Raw genomic sequence first — 18,885 nt, forward strand, 5'->3', positions numbered from 1 at the left:
GCGCTCGGGTCGCGTGACAGCCACAATACCCAGGCCCTGCGCAACTAGACTGACGACATGCCAGAGCAGTCCCCCGTGCCCGAGCGCGCCGTCGTGAAGCGGGTCAGGACCCGCCACTTCCAGAACGCGAAGGACAACGGCATCGTCATCACCGGCCTCACGAGCTACGACCAGCTCACGGCTCGGATCTTCGACGAGGCGGGTGTCGACTTCCTCCTGGTCGGCGACTCGGCCGGCAACACCGTGCTGGGCTACGAGACCACCGTGCCGGTGACGGTCGACGAGCTCATCCCCTTCGCCCGGGCGGTGGCGGGCGCCGCGCAGCGCGCGCTGGTGATCGCCGACATGCCCTTCGGGTCGTACGAGACCAGTGCCGAGGAGGCCCTCCGCACGGCGGTGCGGTTCATGAAGGAGTCACGGGTCCACGCGGTCAAGCTCGAGGGCGGTGTGCGCAGCGCCGACAAGATCAACCGGATCGTGGGCGCGGGCATCCCGGTGATGGCCCACATCGGCTTCACCCCGCAGAGCGAGCACGGCCTGGGCGGGCACATCATCCAGGGCCGCGGCGACCAGCTCGAGCGACTCCTCGACGATGCGAGGGCGATCCAGGATGCGGGCGCCTTCGCGGTCGTCCTGGAGATGGTGCCGGCGGAGGCGGCGCGTCGGGTGACGGACGAGCTGCGCATCCCCACGATCGGCGTCGGCGCCGGCCCGCACGTCGACGGCCAGCTGCTGGTCTGGACCGACTTCGCCGGCCTCACGACGGGCCGGGTCCCGAAGTTCGTGAAGCAGTACGCCGACCTCCGGGGCACCCTCACGGATGCGGTGAGCCGGTTCCGGGCCGAGGTCGCCGACAGGACGTACCCCGGCCCCGAGCACAGCTACGAGTGACGGTCCGCCGTCGTCAGCGGTTCTCGCGGGCGTCGTCCTCGGCCCACTTCTCGCTGTTCTCGCGGAGCTTCTCCAGAGCGTGCGAGGCCTCCTCGCGGGTGGCGAAAGGTCCGACACGGTCGACGACGCTCGAGACGTAGCCCTGCTCCACCTCACCGGTCTTCATGTTGTACCAGTACTGGGTCGACGGATCTTCGGCCATGGTGTCCTCCGGAGGTTCGTTCACGCGCCGGGCGCGACGGCTGCGCCCCTCTAAGCTGATCATAGAGCCGACCGATGGAGAGGGATCATGACGGAGTCTGCGTCTGAGAGCACCGAGGCCACCCAGTCCGACACCGTGGCGGTGGGGATCGACATCGGAGGGACGGGCATCAAGGGTGCGATCGTGAACGTCGCGACCGGCGAGCTGCTCACCGACCGCAAGAAGCTGCCCACCCCCGACGGGGGCGAGCCCGACGCCATCGTGGCGACGACCAAGGAGCTCCTGGCGTCGCTCGGCGACATCCCCGCCGACGCCAGCGTCGGGATCTGCTTCCCGGCTGTGGTCCGCCACGGCCGCACGATGTCGGCCGCGAACGTGTCGAAGAAGTGGATCGGGTTCGAAGCGGAGGCCCTGTTCGAGAAGGAGCTCGGCCGCGACATCACGTTCGTCAACGACGCGGATGCCGCGGGTTACGCCGAGGTCACCTACGGCGCCGCGAAGGGACGCGAGGGACTGATCATCCTCACCACCCTCGGCACCGGAATCGGGACGGCCCTCATCTACAACGGCGTCCTCATCCCGAACGCCGAGCTCGGCCACATCCAGATCGACGGTGGCGACTACGAGCCGAAGGCGGCTTACTCCGCGAAGGAGCGCGAGGACCTGAGCTGGAAGAAGTGGGCCAAGCGCCTCAACACCTACTACCACGAGCTCGAGGCGCTGCTCTCCCCCGACCTGTTCATCGTGGGCGGCGGGGTGTCGAAGAACTACGGCGACTTCTTCCCGCTCCTCGAGCTGAACACGGAGATCGTGGTGGCCGAGCTGCGCAACAACGCCGGCATCATGGGTGCGGCGCGGCTGTCGACCACGAAGTCGCTGCGGCTGGAGTAGCCGACTCCCTGCGGGGCGCCCGAGGGCGCCTCGCGGGGCGTGAATGGGCCGGCTGTACGCCGGGTTCTGTACGGAGTCTCCTCCGTGACGGCCATCTCTCTCGGGGACGTGTTGCCACGGCCCTCCAGCGGTCTACCCGGAAGCTCGGCGAGCCACCTCGACGCTTCCTGTCTGACCTTGCTCCGGACGAGGTTTGCCTAGCCGGCCGGGTCACCCCGGTCGCTGGTGGTCTCTTACTCCACCGTTTCACCCTTACCGGAGGTTCCCCTCCGGCGGTCTGTTCTCTGTGGCACTGTCTCGCGGGTCACCCCGGGTGGGTGTTACCCACCGCCCTGCTCTGTGGAGCCCGGACGTTCCTCGGCGCGGGGCTCTCGCCCCGCGACGCGACCGTCCGCCGACCCATTCACGCGCTTCCAGGGTAGCGGATGGGGATGAGGGCGACGACGGACGGCCCGCCTCCCGGGCTGCCGGGGACGGGCCGTCCAGGCGGGTCGCGTCAGGCCCGCGCGCGCTTGTGCCGGACGATCACGGCGATGCCGCCGGCGAGCAGCGCCACGAGGGCGATGCCGAGCGGGAGCACCGGATCGGATCCTGTCGCGGCGAGGTGGGCGGCACCACGATCGCCGGCCGCCGATCCCGTGCCTGCCGATCCCGTGCCCGCCGATCCCGTGCCCGCCGATCCCGTGCCCGTTCCGCCTGCGGCACCGCCGCCGTTCCCCGATCCGGGCGCGGGTTCCTGGCCCGGGTCCACGGCCGCGGCGATCGAGAACGAGACCGCGAGGGGCTCCGAGGCGCGGCTGCCGAGCGCCTGCGTCACGGCGTACTGATAGCTGCCTGCCCCGCTGAGAGGCTCGGCGAACGGGACGGACCAGGTGCCGTCCTCGGCCACGACGGCCTCGGAAGCGGCGAGGGTCGACATGCCCGCGACCACACCGCCGTCCACGCGGACGGTGGCGCCGGGCAGGCCCGTGCCGCCGAGTGCCGCGACGCTGCTGCCCGCCGGCAGCTCGCCTGTGGGCGCGTCGGAGACGGTGAGACCGGTGAGATCGGCCCGCGACGTCAGCCACTCGGCGGGACCGGTGGCGTGGTCGATGATCCGGGTCTCCCCGACGCAGCCGTTCCAGCCGTTGCGGGCGGCGTCGTCGACCCAGTCGGCGCCGATGATCCACGGCATGTGCGGGTTGGCGGCGAGCCCGGCGGCGTCCATCGCGTTGCGGAGCACGGGCGCGCCGTCGACGTACATCGTGACGGTGGCGTCCTCCGGGTCGCCGACGATCGCGACGTGGGCCCAGGTGTCGACCATGATCTCGCCCGACCACGCGGTCTTGTCGCCCTTGGTCGGATCGCCGGGCACGGCGGTCCACTGGAACTCGCGCAGGTTCGAGATGCCGAGGGCGGTCGGCGACGCCGTCCAGTCCCACTGGGTCTCCGCGAAGCCGTCGATCCTCGAGCGGTTCCCGGTGTGCACGAGGAACTTCGACCAGCCGTTCGTCCCCGAGTCCCAGGTCGGGTCCATCTTCACGAAGGTCTCGATGGTGTACCCCTTCGAGAGGTCGGCGTCGTTGACCGGGGCGTTCGCATCCGTCGTGAGGTAGCTGTAGCGCGATCCGCTCGAGTCGGCGAAGCAGACCGCCGCGCCGTCCGAGGAGTAGCCGTGCACGTCACCGCTCTCGATCGTGACGTCGGAGAGCTCGGTGCCGGTCGTGTTCGTCGTCGCCGGGTCCGGGCGGTGCAGGTCGTTGCCGCCCGCGACGTCCGGGATCACCGTATCGGTGCCCACCACGCCGTCGAGTCCGTTGAAGCGCCAGTGGGCGAGGGTGCCGGGCACCTCGACGTAGTCCTGCTCGTCGCCGGGCAGCTCGGTCGAGACGGGATCGGGCCCGACGAAGCCGTCGAGCAGGATGTCGCGTGCCTTCTGCGACAGCGACGCCTCCTCCGCCGGGCCGGCCGAGAACGACGGGTTGAAGCCCGAGAAGCGCTCCGAGAAGTCGATCGGCAGCGAGAACCTCTGCTGCGGCCCCTCGAGGAGCGGCTGGTCGTAGCTGGTCAGCGACTCCTGGGGCTTCCAGGTGACCCAGGGCGAGGCGGTCTGCACGTTGATGACGTCGTGCGTGAGATCGAACTCGTAGAGGCCGAGGTAGCCGTCGCCGCCCTCGTACGCCATCTGGTAGTCGATGACGACCTCGGTGACGGTGTGCCCGAAGTCGTTCGTCTTCTCCAGGCGGGAGGCGCCGTGGAAGTGCCCGTTGAGGGTGAGGAAGATCTGGTCGTGGCTTCTGATGAGCTCGTCCCACAGCCTCAACCCGTAGTCGGTCTCCCGCGGCGTCGTCTGGTCGGCGTCGATGTTGAGCACCTCGTGGCTGGTGAGGATCACCGGCACGGTGGGGTGCGCGGCCATCACATCGCCGGCCCACTGCAGCGTGGCGTCGGAGGCGCGCCACGACAGGGCGAGCACCATGTACTGCTGCCCGTCGGCCTCGAAGATGTGGAACTGGTTCATCCCGGTGGGGTCGCTGCCCTCGAACGTCGAGACGCTCTTCGCGCGCTCCGGTCCGAACCACTGCAGGAACGGCTCGCGGCTGAGGTCGTACTGGTCGTCGTAGAGCGTGTCGGTGCTGTCGCGCACGTCGTGGTTGCCCGCGAGGATCGAGTACGGCAGCGCCGCGTCGTCGAGGGTGCGGATGGCGGCATCCGCTGCCTGCCACTCCCGCTCGACACCCACCCGGTCGACGATGTCGCCGAGGTGCGTGACGAACGGGATGTCGAGGGCGTCCGCGTTCTGCGCCAGCCACTGCGTCTGCACGGCGAACGGGTCGCTTCCGTAACGGGGAATGAACTGGTCTGCCGAATACCGCGAGTAGAACTGGGTGTCGGGGAGAACCGCGAGCGTGAAGCGCGAGCCGAGCTCGTCGTCGGTCGGGGCGGCAGGAGCCGCAGCCTGAGTGACCGCGGGAGCCGCGATCAGCGTGCCGAGCGCGAGGGTGCCCGCGGCCGTCGCGGCGAGGGTGCGCGCGAGTCCGCGTCGGCCGCGATGGCCGCGTGTCGAGCGCGGTTCGGGAGGAGAGGAGGTCACAGATCGTCCTTGTCGATGAGGGGGCTATGAGGCTTCCATGAGCCTCAGCCACCCTCCACACCCGCGAAGAACGGCGTGTGGACGCAGGATGAATGACCCCCCGACCAGGGGGTGAACGGACGACCGCCTCTGAGCCCGAGCCAGCGCCCGCGCGCGTCAGAGCCCGGACTCCTCCGTGCGGACGAGGATGCAGCTGGAGTCGGGGCAGAGGACGACGTCCTCGGGGTCGGCTCGGCGGATCGCGTCGAGGTCCTCGGCCGTGAGCGCCACGTTGCTGCCGAGCGAGATCCCGCGCTGCAGGAGCGCCGCGCCGATGCCGTACCGCTCTCGCTGCCGCTCGTAGAGCGCGAGCAGATCCGCGGGCACCTCCGCGGCGATGGCGGCGCGCTCGGAGGTGGCGGCCTCCCGCTGACGCTCCAGGGTGCCTCGCTGGGCGTCGCGCTCGGCGACGAGCAGGCGCTCCTCGGTGGCGAGGTCGTCGCGCCGCGTCGCGATCTCGGCGAGGGTGGCCTCGATCCCTTCGACGCGTTCCATGACCTCGAGCTCCGCATCCTCGAGCGTGGAGCGGCGGGTGGCGAGCGACGCCAGCTCCGACTCGAGGCCCTGGATGTCCTTCGTCGAGCTCGAGGACGCCAGACGCTCACGGTCGCGCTTCTCCCGGGCCGAGACGGTCTCGACGTCGGCCTCGATCCGGGAGATCTCGAGCCGAGCCTGCTCGAGCTCGCCGCTCGCGGCTCCGTACTCGGCGCGGGCCGCGGCGGAGAGCCGCTCGAGCTCGGCCAGCCTGGCCTGCTGCGGCAGGGTCTGGATGGCGCGGTTCGCCTGCAGGATGCGGTTGTCGGCCGCCTGGAGGTCGAGGAGTCGGCGCTGAGCTGCGACCGGTGCCTTCATCGGGTGGCCCTTCTCTCGGACGGGGTCATTGCGTGATCACGAACTCCCAGGGGTCGGTGCGCAGTTCGCTCACGACGACCTCGACGTCGGGGAGGGCGGAGCGGAGCTGGGCGGCGGCCGTGTCGAGCCAGAGCCACTCGCTGGCCCAGTGCGACGTGTCGATGAGCGCCGGCCCGCTGCCCACGAGGGCGCGCTCGCGCGCCTCGCTCGCGGGATGGTGGCGCAGGTCGGAGGTGATGTAGACGTCGGCGGCGGTGACCGCGGGATGGTCGAGCAGCGAGTCGCCGGCGCCGCCGCAGAGCGCGACGGTCCTGATCTCCTGGTCGTAGTCGCCGGCGACGCGGATGCCGGTCGCGGTGGCCGGCAGGAGCTCGCCGAGGGCGAGCGCCAGGCGACCGAGCGCGAGCGGATGCTCGAGACGGCCCACCCTGCCGAGCCCGGTCCCCTCGCGTTCCCCCGGCACGATGGGCTGCTGGTCGAGCAGCCCCAGGCGCTTGGCGAGGACGGAGGACGTGCCGTCGTCGACGATGTCGGCGTTGGTGTGGGCGGCGATGAGCGCGCATCGGCTGCGGATCAGCGTCGCGAGGAGCGATCCCTTCGAGGTGGTCTCCGCCACGCTCGTCACCCCTCTGAGCAGGAGCGGGTGATGGGTCAGCAGCACGTCGGCGCCGGTGGACACGGCCTCGTCGACGGTGGCCCGCACCGCGTCGACGGCGAGGAGGACGCGGTCGACCTCGTCGTCCGGATCGCCGCTGATCAGGCCGGGCGCATCCCAGCCCTCGGCGTACCGGGTCGGCCACAGGGACTCGACCACGGTGTGGAACTCGGCGACGGTGGTACTCATCCCCACAACCCTATCCGCGTGCGGGACGTCACTCCGGATCGAGCCCGACGAGCTCGGCCGTCCTGGTCCACAGCGCGGCCTGGAGGTCCTCATCCGTGGACTGGCGCGCCGTCGCGCCGTTCGCCCTGAGCCGGTCGAAGTACGCGCCGCTCGCGGCCGGCACGGGCGCAGGGCCCGCCAGTGCGTAGAGCGGGACGGCGCCCGCCTCGGGAGTGAGACCGTAGTGACCGCGCGTGAGGACGTTCCCGATCTTGATGAGCGGCGAATCCATCCCGAAGCCCGTGACCACCGCGCCAGGGTGCACGGAGTACGCGTCGATCCCGGCGGGCGCCCAACGGCGCGCGAGCTCCTTGATGAAGAGGATCGTGGCGAGCTTGGCCTGACCGTACGCGGGCCAGCCCGCACGCCACCGGCGACGCTCGAACTCGAGGTCGTCGAGGTCGACGTGACCGAAGCGGTTGGCGACGCTCGCGGTGGAGATCACCCGGGCGTCCGCGCCCCGCGCGAGAGCAGGCCGCAGCAGCCTGGTCAGGAGGTAGGGCGCGAGGTGGTTCGACTGCAGCGTCCGCTCGTGGCCGTCGACGGTGAGGCTGCGGGTGCCGACGAGTCCGCCCGCGTTGTTCATCAGGACGTCGACGTGGTCGTAGGCGTCCTGGAGCTCGGCGGCGAGACGGCGCACGTCGTCGAGACGGTCGAAGTCGGCGAGGAACGCCCTGCCGCCGGTCTGGTCTGCGACTGCACGGGTGCGGTCGGGGTTCCGCCCGACGACGGCGACCGTGTCCCCGTCCTGGGCGAGACGACCCGCGACGACTCGACCGATGCCGGAGCTCGCGCCCGTGACGACGACGACGCGACCGCTCATGGCGCTACCTCTCCCCCGCCTCGATGCGGGCGATGGCCTGCGGGTCGGCGCCGTTCAGGAACTCCGTGAGGCGGTCCACCTCCGCGGTCTCGCCGATGCCCTCGGCCGCGCGACGGAGCATGTAGAGCGAGAGCAGCACTCCCCGGTTGGGCTCGTGCGACCACGGCACCGGACCCTGTCCGCGCCAGCCCGCCTTGCGGAGGGCGTCGAGCCCGCGGTGGTAACCGACCCGGGCGTAGGCGTACGCGGGGACCTTCTCCCGGCGTGACCACGCCCGGTCGGACAGGGTGGCCCAGGCGAGCGACGACGTCGGGAAGCGCGTGACCGCCTCCGCCAGCGCCTCGTCGACCTCGTATCCCACCGCTCGCGCGAGGGCGTCGGCGACGCCGGGTTCGGCCGGGAGGAGGGTCGGCGGCAGGCCGAGCAGGTTCTCAGAGGTCATGCTCCGATCGTACGTCGCTCCTGCACCGCGCCTGGCGCCTCGGGAGTTCTCCACATCCTCGGTCGGTCACCACCGTCGGGTTCGCTCGCTCTGTACCGTCGCGTCATGCCGAACCCCACCGCATCCGCCCTGCACCCCCGTGACGAGATCGCCCGTTCGTGGCGGCGTCTCTGGGGAGACGCTCCGCCCATCCCGGTCCACGTCGCCGATCTCTACCCGTGGCGACGGATCCGACTCGACGGATCGCCCGACACCGGGCTCGATGAGCCGTTCCACGTCTCGCGTTCCGAGGAGCGGCGTCGCGTCCGCGCCGTGCTCGACGGCCTCGAGCCCGGGCACGACACGCTCGTCGGGCTGTGGATCGACGAGGAGCCGCCGGAGCGCGGGGAGTGGACGCCGCTGCCCGGGCTCGACGGGCGCCGGCTCCGGTGCGCTCAGGCCGAGCACGTGCACGTGGCCCCTCGGCTCGACCGGACGGCGGTCGACGCGCTGGTCCGGCGAGTCGTCGACGGCTCCGTCGGGATGCTCCTGCTCGGGCCGCCCGACCTCGCGTGGCTCGTGCACCCCTTCCAGGACGGCATCGAGATCCTGGTCGCGTCACCCGAGCGGCGCGAGGAGCTGCTCGACCGCTGGTCGTCGTGGCTCTGCATGCACGACCCCTGGTACGAGGAGGCCGTGCCCGGGCCGGATGCTCTGCTTGACTGAGTCCATGACCGATCTGCCCCGCGAGCTCCGCATCCGAGACGTCGTCCTCGACCTCATCACCGACGACGACGAGGTCGGCTGCTGGGCTGGCGAGCTCCCCCGTGAGGAGCACTCGATGATCAGCATCGTGGTCGAGCCGGCCGCCGAGCCCTCGCGGGAGGCGCTCGAGACGGCGGCGGGAGTCATCGACGGCTTCGACGACCTCGTCGAGGCGGCGATCACGTATCTGGTGGCCGAGCTGTCGTCGGGTCGGCGGATGCGCACCGACGCCGACCGCGCGCGCCTGTCGGAGTCCTCGCCGACGTTCGGCCTGCCCGAGGCCACCGTGTGGGACGACGGCACCTGGCTCCTCCGCTTCGCCGAGGCCGACCTCGACCTCGCGGGCGACCTGGGCCTCGCCGTCCGCTTCGTCGGCACCGCCCCGGTCGCCGTCGACGACCTCTCCGACGCGGACGACGATCTCGAGGAGGGCGCCCAGCCCGTGTGACTCGCTACGCTCGCCGGCGCTTGCCTGGACAGCCGGGCATCTCAGCGGAAGAGCGAGAACACGTCGAGCGCGTCGAAGACCACGCCCACCTTCTCCCACCAGCGCATCCGACGCGGGCGGGCGTAGCCCAATCCGTCGCGGGCGGCAGCCTGCGACCGTTGCTGCCGTTTTCCGGCGGTGACCCGCCTCCCGAGATCCCCCACGTGCGCCATGGATCCACTGTGGCGCAGCCGAGCCGTCGTCCGGCTGTCAGCCTGCTTCACGACTGCTGTGAGGAGAGGGGTGGGCCCTACCGGGCTCGAACCGATGACATCCACGGTGTAAGCGTGGCGCTCTACCAACTGAGCTAAAGGCCCCTGCCGCCCGAGTCTAGCGGCCTGCGCGCGTCCCCTCGGCGAGGCCGTCCGTATTCAGGATGTCCGGGGCGAATCGCCCGTTCTCAGGACGCATCACCCTGAGAACGGGCGGAGCTCCTGAAAACGGACGCTGCCAGTGGGGCGTGCCGCTGCCGCGCGGCGAGGTCGCGCGCAGCGCAGTGCGTCGACGCGGCGGACTCAGACGCGGACGGGGAGGACCTCGTCGAGGGCGGCGCGGTAGGCGTCGATGGAGCGCGCCTCGCCGGGAGCGGTGATGAAGGAGGCGCGGATGATGCGGTTCGTGTCGATGACGAAGGTCGCCCGGTTCGCGAAGCCCTTCTCCTCGAGGAACACGCCGTAGTCCTTGGCGACGTCGCCATGCGGCCAGAAGTCGGCGAGCAGCGGGAAGTCGTACCGCTCCTTCTCCGCCCACGCCCGCAGGGTGGCCTTGGAGTCGACGGAGATGCCGATGAGCTCGACCCCCGACTCCTTGAACAGGTTGAGGTTCTCCTCCAGCGCACACAGCTCACTCGTGCAGACGCCCGAGAACGCCAGCGGGAAGAAGACGAGGGTGACGGGCCTCTTGCCCTGAAACTGGCTCAGCCGAACGCGCTCACCGTACTGGTTGGCGAGGTCGAAGTCCGGAGCGAGCGTGTCGTTCTCCAATGCCATCAGGCGACCTTTCCGATGCCGACGCAGGTCGTCGGCTCCGTGTCGGCGAGGTGCGCCGACTCAAAAACCACCCCATCCTAAACCCGTTCGGGCGTGTCGGCATTCCCGACGCACGCCGCACGGAGAGCAGTGTCATGGAAAGTCACTAGGCTGATCTGTGGCGTTCCGCACGAGACCCGTGAGGGCGCTCACACGAATCCGTCTGTACACAACAGAAGAGAGGTCGACGGTGACTGTCAACGACCAGGACCCGTATTCGGCGGGACACATCGACTCCGATCCTGAAGAGACAGCAGAGTGGGCGCAGTCGCTCGACGCGCTGGTCGAGGCGCAGGGGCACGGTCGGGCTCGCGAGATCATGCTCAGCCTGCTCAAGCGCTCCAAGGAGCTCCACCTCAACGTCCCGATGGTCCCGACCACGGACTACATCAACACCATCGCCCCCGAGAACGAGCCCGAGTTCCCCGGCGACGAGGAGGTCGAGCGGCGCTACCGCGCCTGGCTGCGCTGGAACGCCGCCATGCTGGTGCACCGCGCACAGCGCCCCGGCATCGCCGTCGGCGGCCACATCTCGACCTACGCCTCGAGCGCCGCCCTCTACGAGGTCGGGTTCAACCACTTCTTCCGCGGCCCCGACCACGCGGGCGGCGGCGACCAGGTCTTCTTCCAGGGCCATGCCTCCCCCGGCATGTACGCGCGCGCCTTCCTCGAGGGTCGCCTCAGCGCCGACCAGCTCGACGGCTTCCGCCAGGAGAAGTCGCACGCCCCGAACGGCCTCTCGTCGTACCCGCACCCGCGGCTCATGCCCGACTTCTGGCAGTTCCCCACGGTGTCGATGGGCCTGGGGCCGATCAACGCGATCTATCAGGCCCAGCTCAACAAGTACCTCACCAACCGCGGCATCAAGGACGCGTCCGACCAGCACGTGTGGGCGTTCCTCGGCGACGGCGAGATGGACGAGGTCGAGTCGCGCGGACAGCTCCAGGTAGCCGCCAACGAGGGCCTCGACAACCTGACCTTCGTCGTCAACTGCAACCTGCAGCGCCTCGACGGCCCGGTCCGCGGCAACGGCAAGATCATCCAGGAGCTGGAGAGCTTCTTCCGCGGCGCGGGCTGGAACGTCATCAAGGTGATCTGGGGCCGCGAGTGGGACGACCTGCTCGCCCGCGACGCCGACGGCGCCCTCCTCAACCTCATGAACACGACCCCCGACGGCGACTTCCAGACCTACAAGGCCGAGTCGGGCGCGTACGTGCGCGAGAACTTCTTCGGCCGCGACGCCCGCGCGCTCAAGCTCGTCGAGGGGTACTCCGACGACCAGATCTGGGGTCTGCGCCGCGGTGGCCACGACTACCGCAAGGTCTACGCCGCCTTCAAGGCCGCGACCGAGCACAAGGGCCAGCCCACCGTCATCCTCGCCCACACCATCAAGGGCTACGGCCTCGGTCCGGCGTTCGAGGGTCGCAACGCGACCCACCAGATGAAGAAGATGACGCTCGACAACCTCAAGACGTTCCGCGACAGCTGGCGCATCCCCATCTCGGACGCCCAGCTCGAGGAGAACCCGTACCTCCCGCCGTACTACCACCCCGGCGACGACGACCCGGCGATCCAGTACCTGCACGAGCGTCGCCGCCAGCTCGGCGGCTTCCTCCCGGAGCGCCGGTCGAACCACACGGCGATCTCGCTGCCCGACGACTCGGCGTACCAGACGCTCAAGAAGGGCTCGGGTCACCAGGAGATCGCCACGACGATGGCGTTCGTCCGTCTGCTGAAGGACCTGACGCGGGCGAAGGACTTCGGCAACCGCATCGTCCCGATCATCCCGGATGAGGCGCGCACCTTCGGCATGGACGCGTTCTTCCCGAGCAACAAGATCTACAACCCGGCCGGTCAGACGTACACCTCGGTCGACCGCGAGCTGCTCCTGGCCTACAAGGAGAGCCCCCAGGGTCAGATCATCCACGTCGGCATCAACGAGGCCGGTGCGAGCGCCGCCTTCACCGCCGTCGGGACCTCCTACGCCACCCAGGGCGAGCCCCTCATCCCGATCTACGTGTTCTACTCGATGTTCGGGTTCCAGCGCACGGGCGACGCCATCTGGGCGGCGGGCGACCAGATGGCGCGCGGCTTCATCATCGGCGCCACCGCGGGGCGGACCACGCTGACCGGTGAGGGCCTGCAGCACGCCGACGGCCACTCGATCCTCCTGGCCTCGACGAACCCCGCGGTGGTCTCCTACGACCCGGCCTACGGGTACGAGATCAACCACATCGTGCGCGCCGGTCTCGAGCGGATGTACGGCGGACAGCACGAGGACCCGAACGTCATGTACTACCTCACGGTGTACAACGAGCCTCTGGTCCAGCCGGCCGAGCCGGAGGGGGTCGACGTCGACGGCATCCTCCGCGGCATCCACCACCTCAAGGCGGGCGCGGTCGAGGGGCCGAAGGCGCAGATCCTGGCCTCCGGCGTCGGCGTCCCGTGGGCGCTCGAGGCTCAGGAGCTCCTGGCGAACGACTGGGGCGTCTCGGCCGACGTGTGGAGCGTCACCTCGTGGACCGAGCTGCGTCGCGACGGGCTGCGGGCGGAGGAGCACAACTTCCTCCACCCCGACGAGGAGAAGCGCACCGCGTACCTCACCGACAAGCTGTCCGGCTCGGCGGGCCCGTTCCTCGGCGTGAGCGACTTCATGCACGCTGTGCCCGACCAGATCCGCCAGTTCGTCCCCGGCGACTACGCCACGCTCGGCGCCGACGACTTCGGCTTCTCCGACACCCGTCCGGCGGCCCGTCGCTTCTTCAAGATCGACGGACCCTCGATCGTGGTGCGCGTGCTCGAGCAGCTCGCGGCGCGCGGCGAGGTCGACCAGAACGCCCCGTCGTGGGCGATCCAGCGGTACGACCTCCACAACGTCAACGCGGGCACGTCGGGCTCGGCCGGCGGCGAGAGCTGAGCCGACCGGCGAGGAGCAGATCACGACGATGACGACGACCTCACCCCGGAGCGTGCGTGGCTAGGACCAAGGAGCAGACCCTGGCCTGGCTCCGCACGATCCAGGGTGAGCTGTCGACCGCGACGATCAAGCGCCTCGACGCGACACTCCCCTGGTACGGCGACATGCCTCCGGGCCGGCGCTCCGCCGTGGGCCTCGTGGCCCAGGCGGGCATCAAGTCGTTCATCCAGTGGTACGACGACCCCACGACGACGACGTGGATCGCGGCCGACGTCTTCGGCTCCGCCCCGCGCGAGCTGCTGCGCTCGGTCAGCCTGCAGCAGACGCTGCAGCTGATCCGCGTGGTCGTCGAGGTCGTCGAGGACCGCGTCACGGTGAGCGACCCGTCGCTCCGCGAAGCCATGCTGCTGTACTCGCGCGAGATCGCGTTCGCCGCGGCCGACGTCTACGCCCGTGCCGCCGAGGCGCGGGGGCTCTGGGACGCTCGGCTCGAGGCGCTCGTCGTCGACTCGATCCTGTCGGGCGAGTACGACGACGAGCTGCCCAGCCGGATCGCGGCGCTCGGCTGGCACGGACACGGCGAGGTGAGCGTGCTGGTCGGCACGACCCCGCGCATCCTCGACGTCGACCAGCTGCGCCGCACGGCGCGCCACCTCGACGCCGACGTGCTCATCGGCGTGCAGGGCAAGCGCCTGGTGCTGGTGATCGGGCGCTCGCACCCCGCGGCGGAGCTCGAGGCCGACGACAGCGAGGTGCAGTCGGGCAGCGCCCACCTCACCTTCCTCGAGATCGCGGCACGCCTCGAGCCGGGCTTCGGGCCCGGTCATCTCGTGCTCGGTCACGAGGTGTCGAGCCTCGTCGACGCCTCGCGCAGCGCGAAGGCCGCCCTCGCCGGGTTCGCCGTCGCGAAGGCGTGGCGGAACGCGCCGCGCCCGATGCTCGCCGACGACCTGCTGCCCGAACGGGCGCTGGCCGGCGACCCGCTCGCGCGATCCACCCTCGTGAATCGCGTCTACCGTCCGCTCCAGGACCAGTCGCCGGAGCTCATGGCGACGCTGTGGTGCTACCTCGACAACGGACGATCGCTGGAGGCGACCGCCCGTGAGCTGTTCGTGCACCCGAACACGGTCCGGTACCGCCTCAAGCGCGTCACGCAGGTGATCGGCTGGGATGCGACCGGCGCCCGGGAGGCTCTCATCCTGCAGTCGGCCCTGATCCTCGGCTCGATGCACGACCACGACGGGGCTCCCCGTCGCTGAGCGCGTCGACCCTCGATGGTGGATGCTCGACAAAGCATCCACGATTCTTCTATCCGTGTCCGACATCCCGTCAGCAACATCTCTTGGGAGGATGAATCAGTGATCGTCGTCGTCTGCCCTGGTCAGGGCTCACAGACCCCCGGGTTCCTCGAGCCGTGGCTCGCCGATCCCGCTCGTGCCGATCGTCTCGCCGAGCTCTCCGAGGCGGCCGGGTCCGACCTGGCCGCGCACGGCACGGTGAGCGACGCCGACACGATCCGCGACACCTCGGTGGCACAGCCCCTCATCGTCGCGGCCGGCATCCTCACGCTCGACGCACTCCTCGCCGACGGGCGTGACGCGCGGATCGGCGGTGTGGCCGGTCACTCGGTGGGCGAGATCACCGCGGCGTATGCGGCGGGCATCCTCCAGGCGGGAGACGCGATGCGCTTCGTCGGCGCCCGCGGTCGCGCGATGGCCGACGCCGCCGCGATCACCCCGACCGGCATGAGCGCGGTCGTCGGCGGCGACACCGAGGAGCTGCTCGCGCTCTTCGCCGAGGTCGGCGTCTCCCCCGCCAACTACAACGGCGGCGGCCAGATCGTCGTGGCCGGCACCCCCGAGGCCCTGGCGGCGCTCGCCGAGCGCGCCCCGCGCGGCGTCCGCGTGATCCCGCTCCAGGTGGCCGGCGCCTTCCACACGCAGTACATGGCTCCCGCGGTCGAGACCCTGGCGGGGGTCGCCGCAGAGCTCACGCCGAGCGACCCCGACACCACGATCTGGACGAACCGCGACGGCTCGATCGTCACGAGCGGCTCCGACTTCGTCGACCTCCTCGTGGGCCAGGTGTCCTCCCCCGTCCGCTGGGACCTCTGCATGGAGGCGTTCGCCGCCGCCGGCGTCACCGGTCTCATCGAAGTGGCCCCGGCCGGCGCCCTCACGGGGCTCGCCAAGCGCGGGCTCAAGGGTGTGCCCACGGTCGCGGTGAAGACACCCGACGACCTCACCGCAGCCTTCGAGCTGATCGACCAGGACGCCTGACCCCGGCATCACGACCGACCAGGCGACGAGAGACGACGAAAGCAGCATCATGACGACCCTGAAGACCGTCCGCGGACCGGAGTTCACCCGCATCCTCTCGATCGGCGCCTCGCGCGGCGATCTCACGGTGCCCAACGACGACCTGGTCGGGCCGATCGACTCGTCCGACGAGTGGATCCGCCAGCGCACCGGGATCATCGAGCGCAAGCGCGCCTCGCACGACGTCCTGGCCGCCGACCTCGCGGAGGCCGCCTCGAAGGAGGCGATCGAGCGCGCCGGGATCACCCCCGACCGTGTCGGAGCGGTGCTGGTGTCCACGATCAGCAACCCCGTCATCACCCCGTCGCTGGCCACCCAGCTCGCGAAGCGGATCGGCGCGCCGAAGGCCGCCGCCTACGACATCAGCGCGGCCTGCGCCGGCTACGCCTACGGCATCGCCCAGGCCGACGCCCTCATCCGCGCGGGTCTCGCCGAGTACGTGCTCGTCGTGGGCGCCGAGAAGCTCTCCGAGTACGTCGACCCCACCGACCGGTCGATCTCGTTCCTCCTCGGCGACGGCGCCGGCGCCGCGATCGTGGGGCCGAGCGAGACGCCGGGCATCGGCGCGTCGATCTGGGGCTCGGACGCCGACAAGTACGACGAGATCCACATGACCGGCACCACGACCGGGTTCCGGGACGGCGAGGTCGAGTGGCCGACGCTCCGACAGAACGGCCAGGCGGTCTTCCGCTGGGCGGTGTGGGAGATGGCGAAGGTCGCCCAGCAGGCGCTCGATGCCGCCGGCGTCTCCGCGTCCGACCTCGCCGCCTTCATCCCCCACCAGGCGAACATGCGCATCATCGACGAGTTCGCCAAGCAGCTCGGCATCGGCCCGGACACGATCGTCGCCCGCGACATCGAGACCACAGGGAACACCTCGGCGGCGTCCATCCCGCTCGCGACCCACCGGCTTCTCGAGGAGCACCCCGAGCTGTCGGGGGGCCTCGCGCTCCAGATCGGCTTCGGCGCGGGCCTCGTGTTCGGCGCCCAGGTCGTCGTCCTGCCCTGATCTTCAGCGCTGACTAGACTTGTCAGCGGTCATCGACACCCCCAAGGAGAGAACAATGGCATTGTCCAACGAAGAAGTGCTGGCCGGCCTGGCCGAGCTCATCAACGACGAGACCGGCATCGCGACCGACACGGTGGAGCTGGACAAGTCGTTCACCGACGACCTCGACATCGACTCGATCTCGATGATGACGATCGTCGTCAACGCCGAGGAGAAGTTCGACGTCAAGATCCCGGACGAAGAGGTCAAGAACCTCAAGACCGTCGGCGACGCCGTCACCTTCATCGTCTCGGCCCAGGCCTGACGCACCACGACTCCCGACCGGCGGGGTTCGCCCTAGGACCCTGCCGGTCGAGTCGTCGTGACCACCAGAGCATCCGCTCGCACATCCGCGCCGCAGCGGCGCACTCGGACTGACCACCCAGAGGAAGCTGTACCACGCATGGGCACCAAGAAGATCGTCGTCACTGGCATCGGAGCCACCTCTCCGCTCGGCGGCACCGCCGAGGAGAGCTGGCAGAACCTCCTCAAGGGAGAGTCGGGGGCCTCCCCGCTCGAGCAGGAGTGGGTCGCCAGGCTCGAGCTCCCGGTCACCTTCGCCGCCCAGGCGCGCGTGCAGCCCACCGAGGTGCTGGAGCGGGTGGAGTCCAAGCGTCTCGACCCCGCCACCCAGTTCGCCGTCATCGCCGCCCGGGCGGCCTGGGCGGATGCCGGCTCTCCGGACGTCGTCCCCGAGCGCTTCGGCGTCGACTGGGCCACCGGCATCGGGGGCGTCTGGACCCTGCTCGACGCGTGGGACACGCTGCGCGAGCGCGGTCCCCGACGGGTGCTGCCGATGACCGTGCCCATGCTCATGCCGAACGCCGGGGCTGCCGCGATCGAGATGTCCCTCGGCGCCCGTGCCGGAGCGCGGACCGTCGTCTCCGCCTGCGCCTCGAGCACCGAGTCCGTCGTCAACGCGTACGAGCACCTGCAGGCCGGCTACGCCGACATCATCATCGCGGGTGGTGCCGAGGCGGCGATCCACCCGCTGCCGCTCGCGTCCTTCGCCTCGATGCAGGCGCTCTCGAAGCAGAACGACTCCCCCGCGACCGCCTCGCGTCCGTACGACGTGAACCGCGACGGCTTCGTGCTCGGTGAGGGTGCCGCGGCTCTCGTGCTCGAGACCGAGGAGCACGCGCTCGCCCGCGGCGCGAAGATCTACGCCGAGCTGCTCGGCGGTGCCGTGACGAGCGACGCCTTCCACATCACCGCACCCGACCCCGAGGGATCGGCCGCCGCCCGCGCGATGATCGCCGCCGTGGAGTCGTCCGGCCTCACGCTCGACGACGTGGCGCACATCAACGCTCACGCCACGAGCACGCCCGTCGGCGACATCGCCGAGTACAAGGCGCTGCTGCACGTTTTCGGTGATCGGCTGGCCTCCATCCCGGTGTCGGCCACGAAGGCGTCCACGGGCCACCTGCTCGGCGGCGCCGGCGCCATCGAGGCGATCTTCACCGTGAAGGCCCTTCAGGAGCGCACCGCTCCGCCGACCATCAACCTCACGGAGCAGGACCCGGAGATCGCCCTCGACGTCGTGCGCGAGCCGCGCGCGCTGCCCGAGGGAGACCTGGTCGCGATCAGCAACTCGTTCGGCTTCGGCGGCCACAACGCCGTCGTCGCCTTCCGCTCGGTCTGACCCGCACGCATCCACACAGACGAGAGCGCCCCCGCCGAGATCGAGTCGGCGGGGGCGCTGTCGTGTTCGCGGCTGGGTGGGGGTCAGCCGACGCGGTGGAGCCAGACGACCGGGGACATGTCGCTGGCGTAGCGGAAGGGCTCGAGCTCCTCGTCCCAGGCCTGACCCAGGGCGAGACGCAGCTCGCGGTGCAGCTCGAGCGCGTTGGTGCCCGCGATCTCCATGGCACCGCGGATGCGGTCCTCCGACACCACGGTGTTGCCCGCGCTGTCGACCTGGGCGTAGTAGATCCCGAGGTCTGGGGTGTGCATCCAGCGGCCGCCGTCGGTCCCGCTCGACGCCTCCTCGGTCACCTCGTAGCGCAGGTGCTCCCAGCCGCGAAGGGCGGACGCGAGAGCAGCGCCGGTGCCGGGCTCGCCCTCCCAGAAGAACTCCGCCCTCTGCGCACCACGAAGCGCCGGCTGCTCACTCCAGGAGAAGTTCACGGCACGGCCGATGGCGCGCCCTGCCGCCCACTCGACGTGGGGACACAGCGCGCGTGGCGCAGAGTGGACGTAGATCACTCCGCGCGTGACGGTGGACGCCATCTCGTTCTCCATTCCTCA

General features: G+C 70.4%; 19 protein-coding genes, 1 tRNA gene and 1 other RNA gene. 10 read left to right on the plus strand and 11 right to left on the minus strand.

The genetic code is table 11. The features are described from left to right. The first annotated feature begins 57 nt into the window (after positions 1 to 57). Complete coding sequence (gene panB, locus IEX69_RS02930; RefSeq protein ID WP_085019640.1) at positions 58 to 891, plus strand: 3-methyl-2-oxobutanoate hydroxymethyltransferase; 834 nt, start codon at positions 58 to 60, stop codon at positions 889 to 891. Between the two features lie 13 nt (positions 892 to 904). Here the strand turns inward: panB and IEX69_RS02935 are convergent, their stop codons facing one another. Continuing rightward, positions 905 to 1,093 (minus strand): SPOR domain-containing protein, encoded by a 189-nt coding sequence (locus IEX69_RS02935; RefSeq protein ID WP_085019641.1) that lies wholly within the window; start codon positions 1,091 to 1,093, stop codon positions 905 to 907. Positions 1,094 to 1,180: 87 nt separating this feature from the next. Here IEX69_RS02935 and ppgK point away from each other — a divergent pair, with 87 nt between their 5' ends. Next, positions 1,181 to 1,984, plus strand: a complete 804-nt coding sequence (gene ppgK / locus IEX69_RS02940; protein WP_085019642.1) for a polyphosphate--glucose phosphotransferase — start codon at positions 1,181 to 1,183, stop codon at positions 1,982 to 1,984. Between the two features lie 39 nt (positions 1,985 to 2,023). On the opposite strand, the gene rnpB is transcribed toward ppgK, so the two are convergent. The 6 genes from rnpB to IEX69_RS02970 form a co-directional block, all read right to left on the minus strand. Continuing rightward, an RNA gene (gene rnpB / locus IEX69_RS02945) (RNase P RNA component class A) lies at positions 2,024 to 2,387 on the minus strand. Between the two features lie 93 nt (positions 2,388 to 2,480). Further along, complete coding sequence (locus tag IEX69_RS02950; protein WP_157127173.1) at positions 2,481 to 5,057, minus strand: LamG-like jellyroll fold domain-containing protein; 2,577 nt, start codon at positions 5,055 to 5,057, stop codon at positions 2,481 to 2,483. 156 nt (positions 5,058 to 5,213) lie between these two features. After that, the gene (locus tag IEX69_RS02955) at positions 5,214 to 5,948 is read right to left on the minus strand and encodes a zinc ribbon domain-containing protein (RefSeq protein WP_085019643.1); all 735 of its coding nucleotides are present in this window, start codon (positions 5,946 to 5,948) and stop codon (positions 5,214 to 5,216) included. Between the two features lie 25 nt (positions 5,949 to 5,973). Next, the gene (locus IEX69_RS02960; protein WP_085019644.1) at positions 5,974 to 6,792 is read right to left on the minus strand and encodes a Nif3-like dinuclear metal center hexameric protein; all 819 of its coding nucleotides are present in this window, start codon (positions 6,790 to 6,792) and stop codon (positions 5,974 to 5,976) included. A gap of 28 nt (positions 6,793 to 6,820) precedes the next feature. Then, positions 6,821 to 7,654 carry an SDR family NAD(P)-dependent oxidoreductase gene (locus IEX69_RS02965; RefSeq protein ID WP_085019645.1) on the minus strand — a complete coding sequence of 278 codons (834 nt, stop codon included), beginning with the start codon at positions 7,652 to 7,654 and terminating at the stop codon, positions 6,821 to 6,823. 4 nt (positions 7,655 to 7,658) lie between these two features. Next, positions 7,659 to 8,096 carry a DUF3151 domain-containing protein gene (locus IEX69_RS02970; protein ID WP_085019646.1) on the minus strand — a complete coding sequence of 146 codons (438 nt, stop codon included), beginning with the start codon at positions 8,094 to 8,096 and terminating at the stop codon, positions 7,659 to 7,661. Positions 8,097 to 8,201: 105 nt separating this feature from the next. On the opposite strand from IEX69_RS02970, the gene IEX69_RS02975 reads away from it, so the two are divergent. Continuing rightward, complete coding sequence (locus IEX69_RS02975) at positions 8,202 to 8,801, plus strand: DUF3885 domain-containing protein (RefSeq protein ID WP_085019647.1); 600 nt, start codon at positions 8,202 to 8,204, stop codon at positions 8,799 to 8,801. 4 nt (positions 8,802 to 8,805) lie between these two features. After that, positions 8,806 to 9,288: a hypothetical protein gene (locus IEX69_RS02980; protein WP_085019648.1), complete on the plus strand. Its 483-nt coding sequence runs from the start codon at positions 8,806 to 8,808 to the stop codon at positions 9,286 to 9,288. A gap of 41 nt (positions 9,289 to 9,329) precedes the next feature. Here IEX69_RS02980 and IEX69_RS02985 read toward each other — a convergent pair whose 3' ends face one another. The 3 genes from IEX69_RS02985 to IEX69_RS02995 form a co-directional block, all read right to left on the minus strand. Beyond that, positions 9,330 to 9,500 (minus strand): hypothetical protein, encoded by a 171-nt coding sequence (locus tag IEX69_RS02985; RefSeq protein ID WP_157127174.1) that lies wholly within the window; start codon positions 9,498 to 9,500, stop codon positions 9,330 to 9,332. A gap of 71 nt (positions 9,501 to 9,571) precedes the next feature. After that, a tRNA-Val gene (locus IEX69_RS02990) sits at positions 9,572 to 9,644 on the minus strand. Positions 9,645 to 9,842: 198 nt separating this feature from the next. Then, positions 9,843 to 10,316, minus strand: coding sequence for a peroxiredoxin (locus IEX69_RS02995; protein ID WP_085019649.1), 474 nt, complete (start codon positions 10,314 to 10,316; stop codon positions 9,843 to 9,845). 229 nt (positions 10,317 to 10,545) lie between these two features. Between IEX69_RS02995 and aceE the strand changes: the two genes are divergently transcribed. The 6 genes from aceE (at position 10,546) to IEX69_RS03025 (ending at position 18,280) form a co-directional block, all read left to right on the plus strand. Continuing rightward, the gene (gene aceE / locus IEX69_RS03000) at positions 10,546 to 13,272 is read left to right on the plus strand and encodes a pyruvate dehydrogenase (acetyl-transferring), homodimeric type (RefSeq protein WP_085019650.1); all 2,727 of its coding nucleotides are present in this window, start codon (positions 10,546 to 10,548) and stop codon (positions 13,270 to 13,272) included. Positions 13,273 to 13,328: 56 nt separating this feature from the next. Further along, on the plus strand, positions 13,329 to 14,531 hold the full coding sequence (locus IEX69_RS03005) for a PucR family transcriptional regulator (RefSeq protein ID WP_085019651.1): 1,203 nt from the start codon (positions 13,329 to 13,331) through the stop codon (positions 14,529 to 14,531). Positions 14,532 to 14,630: 99 nt separating this feature from the next. Beyond that, on the plus strand, positions 14,631 to 15,551 hold the full coding sequence (locus IEX69_RS03010; protein WP_085019652.1) for an ACP S-malonyltransferase: 921 nt from the start codon (positions 14,631 to 14,633) through the stop codon (positions 15,549 to 15,551). Between the two features lie 49 nt (positions 15,552 to 15,600). After that, the gene (locus IEX69_RS03015) at positions 15,601 to 16,599 is read left to right on the plus strand and encodes a beta-ketoacyl-ACP synthase III (RefSeq protein ID WP_085019653.1); all 999 of its coding nucleotides are present in this window, start codon (positions 15,601 to 15,603) and stop codon (positions 16,597 to 16,599) included. A gap of 55 nt (positions 16,600 to 16,654) precedes the next feature. Beyond that, complete coding sequence (locus IEX69_RS03020; RefSeq protein ID WP_085019654.1) at positions 16,655 to 16,903, plus strand: acyl carrier protein; 249 nt, start codon at positions 16,655 to 16,657, stop codon at positions 16,901 to 16,903. 138 nt (positions 16,904 to 17,041) lie between these two features. Next, complete coding sequence (locus IEX69_RS03025) at positions 17,042 to 18,280, plus strand: beta-ketoacyl-[acyl-carrier-protein] synthase family protein (RefSeq protein ID WP_085019655.1); 1,239 nt, start codon at positions 17,042 to 17,044, stop codon at positions 18,278 to 18,280. An 83-nt stretch (positions 18,281 to 18,363) separates the two neighbouring features. On the opposite strand, the gene IEX69_RS03030 is transcribed toward IEX69_RS03025, so the two are convergent. Next, a complete protein-coding gene (locus IEX69_RS03030; RefSeq protein ID WP_085021442.1) occupies positions 18,364 to 18,867 on the minus strand; it encodes a DUF3145 domain-containing protein in 504 nt (167 codons plus the stop codon). Positions 18,868 to 18,885 lie beyond the last annotated feature (18 nt).

The organism is Cnuibacter physcomitrellae, from assembly GCF_014640535.1.
GTDB classification, from domain to species: Bacteria; Actinomycetota; Actinomycetes; order Actinomycetales; family Microbacteriaceae; genus Cnuibacter; species Cnuibacter physcomitrellae.

Bases quoted from the DNA above. Each gene is read 5' to 3' on its own strand.
- panB (WP_085019640.1), top strand. From the start codon at position 58: ATGCCAGAGCAGTCCCCCGTGCCCGAGCGCGCCGTCGTGAAGCGGGTC.
- IEX69_RS02935 (WP_085019641.1), bottom strand. From the start codon at position 1,093: ATGGCCGAAGATCCGTCGACCCAGTACTGGTACAACATGAAGACCGGT.
- ppgK (WP_085019642.1), top strand. From the start codon at position 1,181: ATGACGGAGTCTGCGTCTGAGAGCACCGAGGCCACCCAGTCCGACACC.
- IEX69_RS02955 (WP_085019643.1), bottom strand. From the start codon at position 5,948: ATGAAGGCACCGGTCGCAGCTCAGCGCCGACTCCTCGACCTCCAGGCG.
- IEX69_RS02960 (WP_085019644.1), bottom strand. From the start codon at position 6,792: ATGAGTACCACCGTCGCCGAGTTCCACACCGTGGTCGAGTCCCTGTGG.
- IEX69_RS02965 (WP_085019645.1), bottom strand. From the start codon at position 7,654: ATGAGCGGTCGCGTCGTCGTCGTCACGGGCGCGAGCTCCGGCATCGGT.
- IEX69_RS02970 (WP_085019646.1), bottom strand. From the start codon at position 8,096: ATGACCTCTGAGAACCTGCTCGGCCTGCCGCCGACCCTCCTCCCGGCC.
- IEX69_RS02975 (WP_085019647.1), top strand. From the start codon at position 8,202: ATGCCGAACCCCACCGCATCCGCCCTGCACCCCCGTGACGAGATCGCC.
- IEX69_RS02980 (WP_085019648.1), top strand. From the start codon at position 8,806: ATGACCGATCTGCCCCGCGAGCTCCGCATCCGAGACGTCGTCCTCGAC.
- IEX69_RS02985 (WP_157127174.1), bottom strand. From the start codon at position 9,500: ATGGCGCACGTGGGGGATCTCGGGAGGCGGGTCACCGCCGGAAAACGG.
- IEX69_RS02995 (WP_085019649.1), bottom strand. From the start codon at position 10,316: ATGGCATTGGAGAACGACACGCTCGCTCCGGACTTCGACCTCGCCAAC.
- IEX69_RS03015 (WP_085019653.1), top strand. From the start codon at position 15,601: ATGACGACCCTGAAGACCGTCCGCGGACCGGAGTTCACCCGCATCCTC.
- IEX69_RS03020 (WP_085019654.1), top strand. From the start codon at position 16,655: ATGGCATTGTCCAACGAAGAAGTGCTGGCCGGCCTGGCCGAGCTCATC.
- IEX69_RS03025 (WP_085019655.1), top strand. From the start codon at position 17,042: ATGGGCACCAAGAAGATCGTCGTCACTGGCATCGGAGCCACCTCTCCG.
- IEX69_RS03030 (WP_085021442.1), bottom strand. From the start codon at position 18,867: ATGGCGTCCACCGTCACGCGCGGAGTGATCTACGTCCACTCTGCGCCA.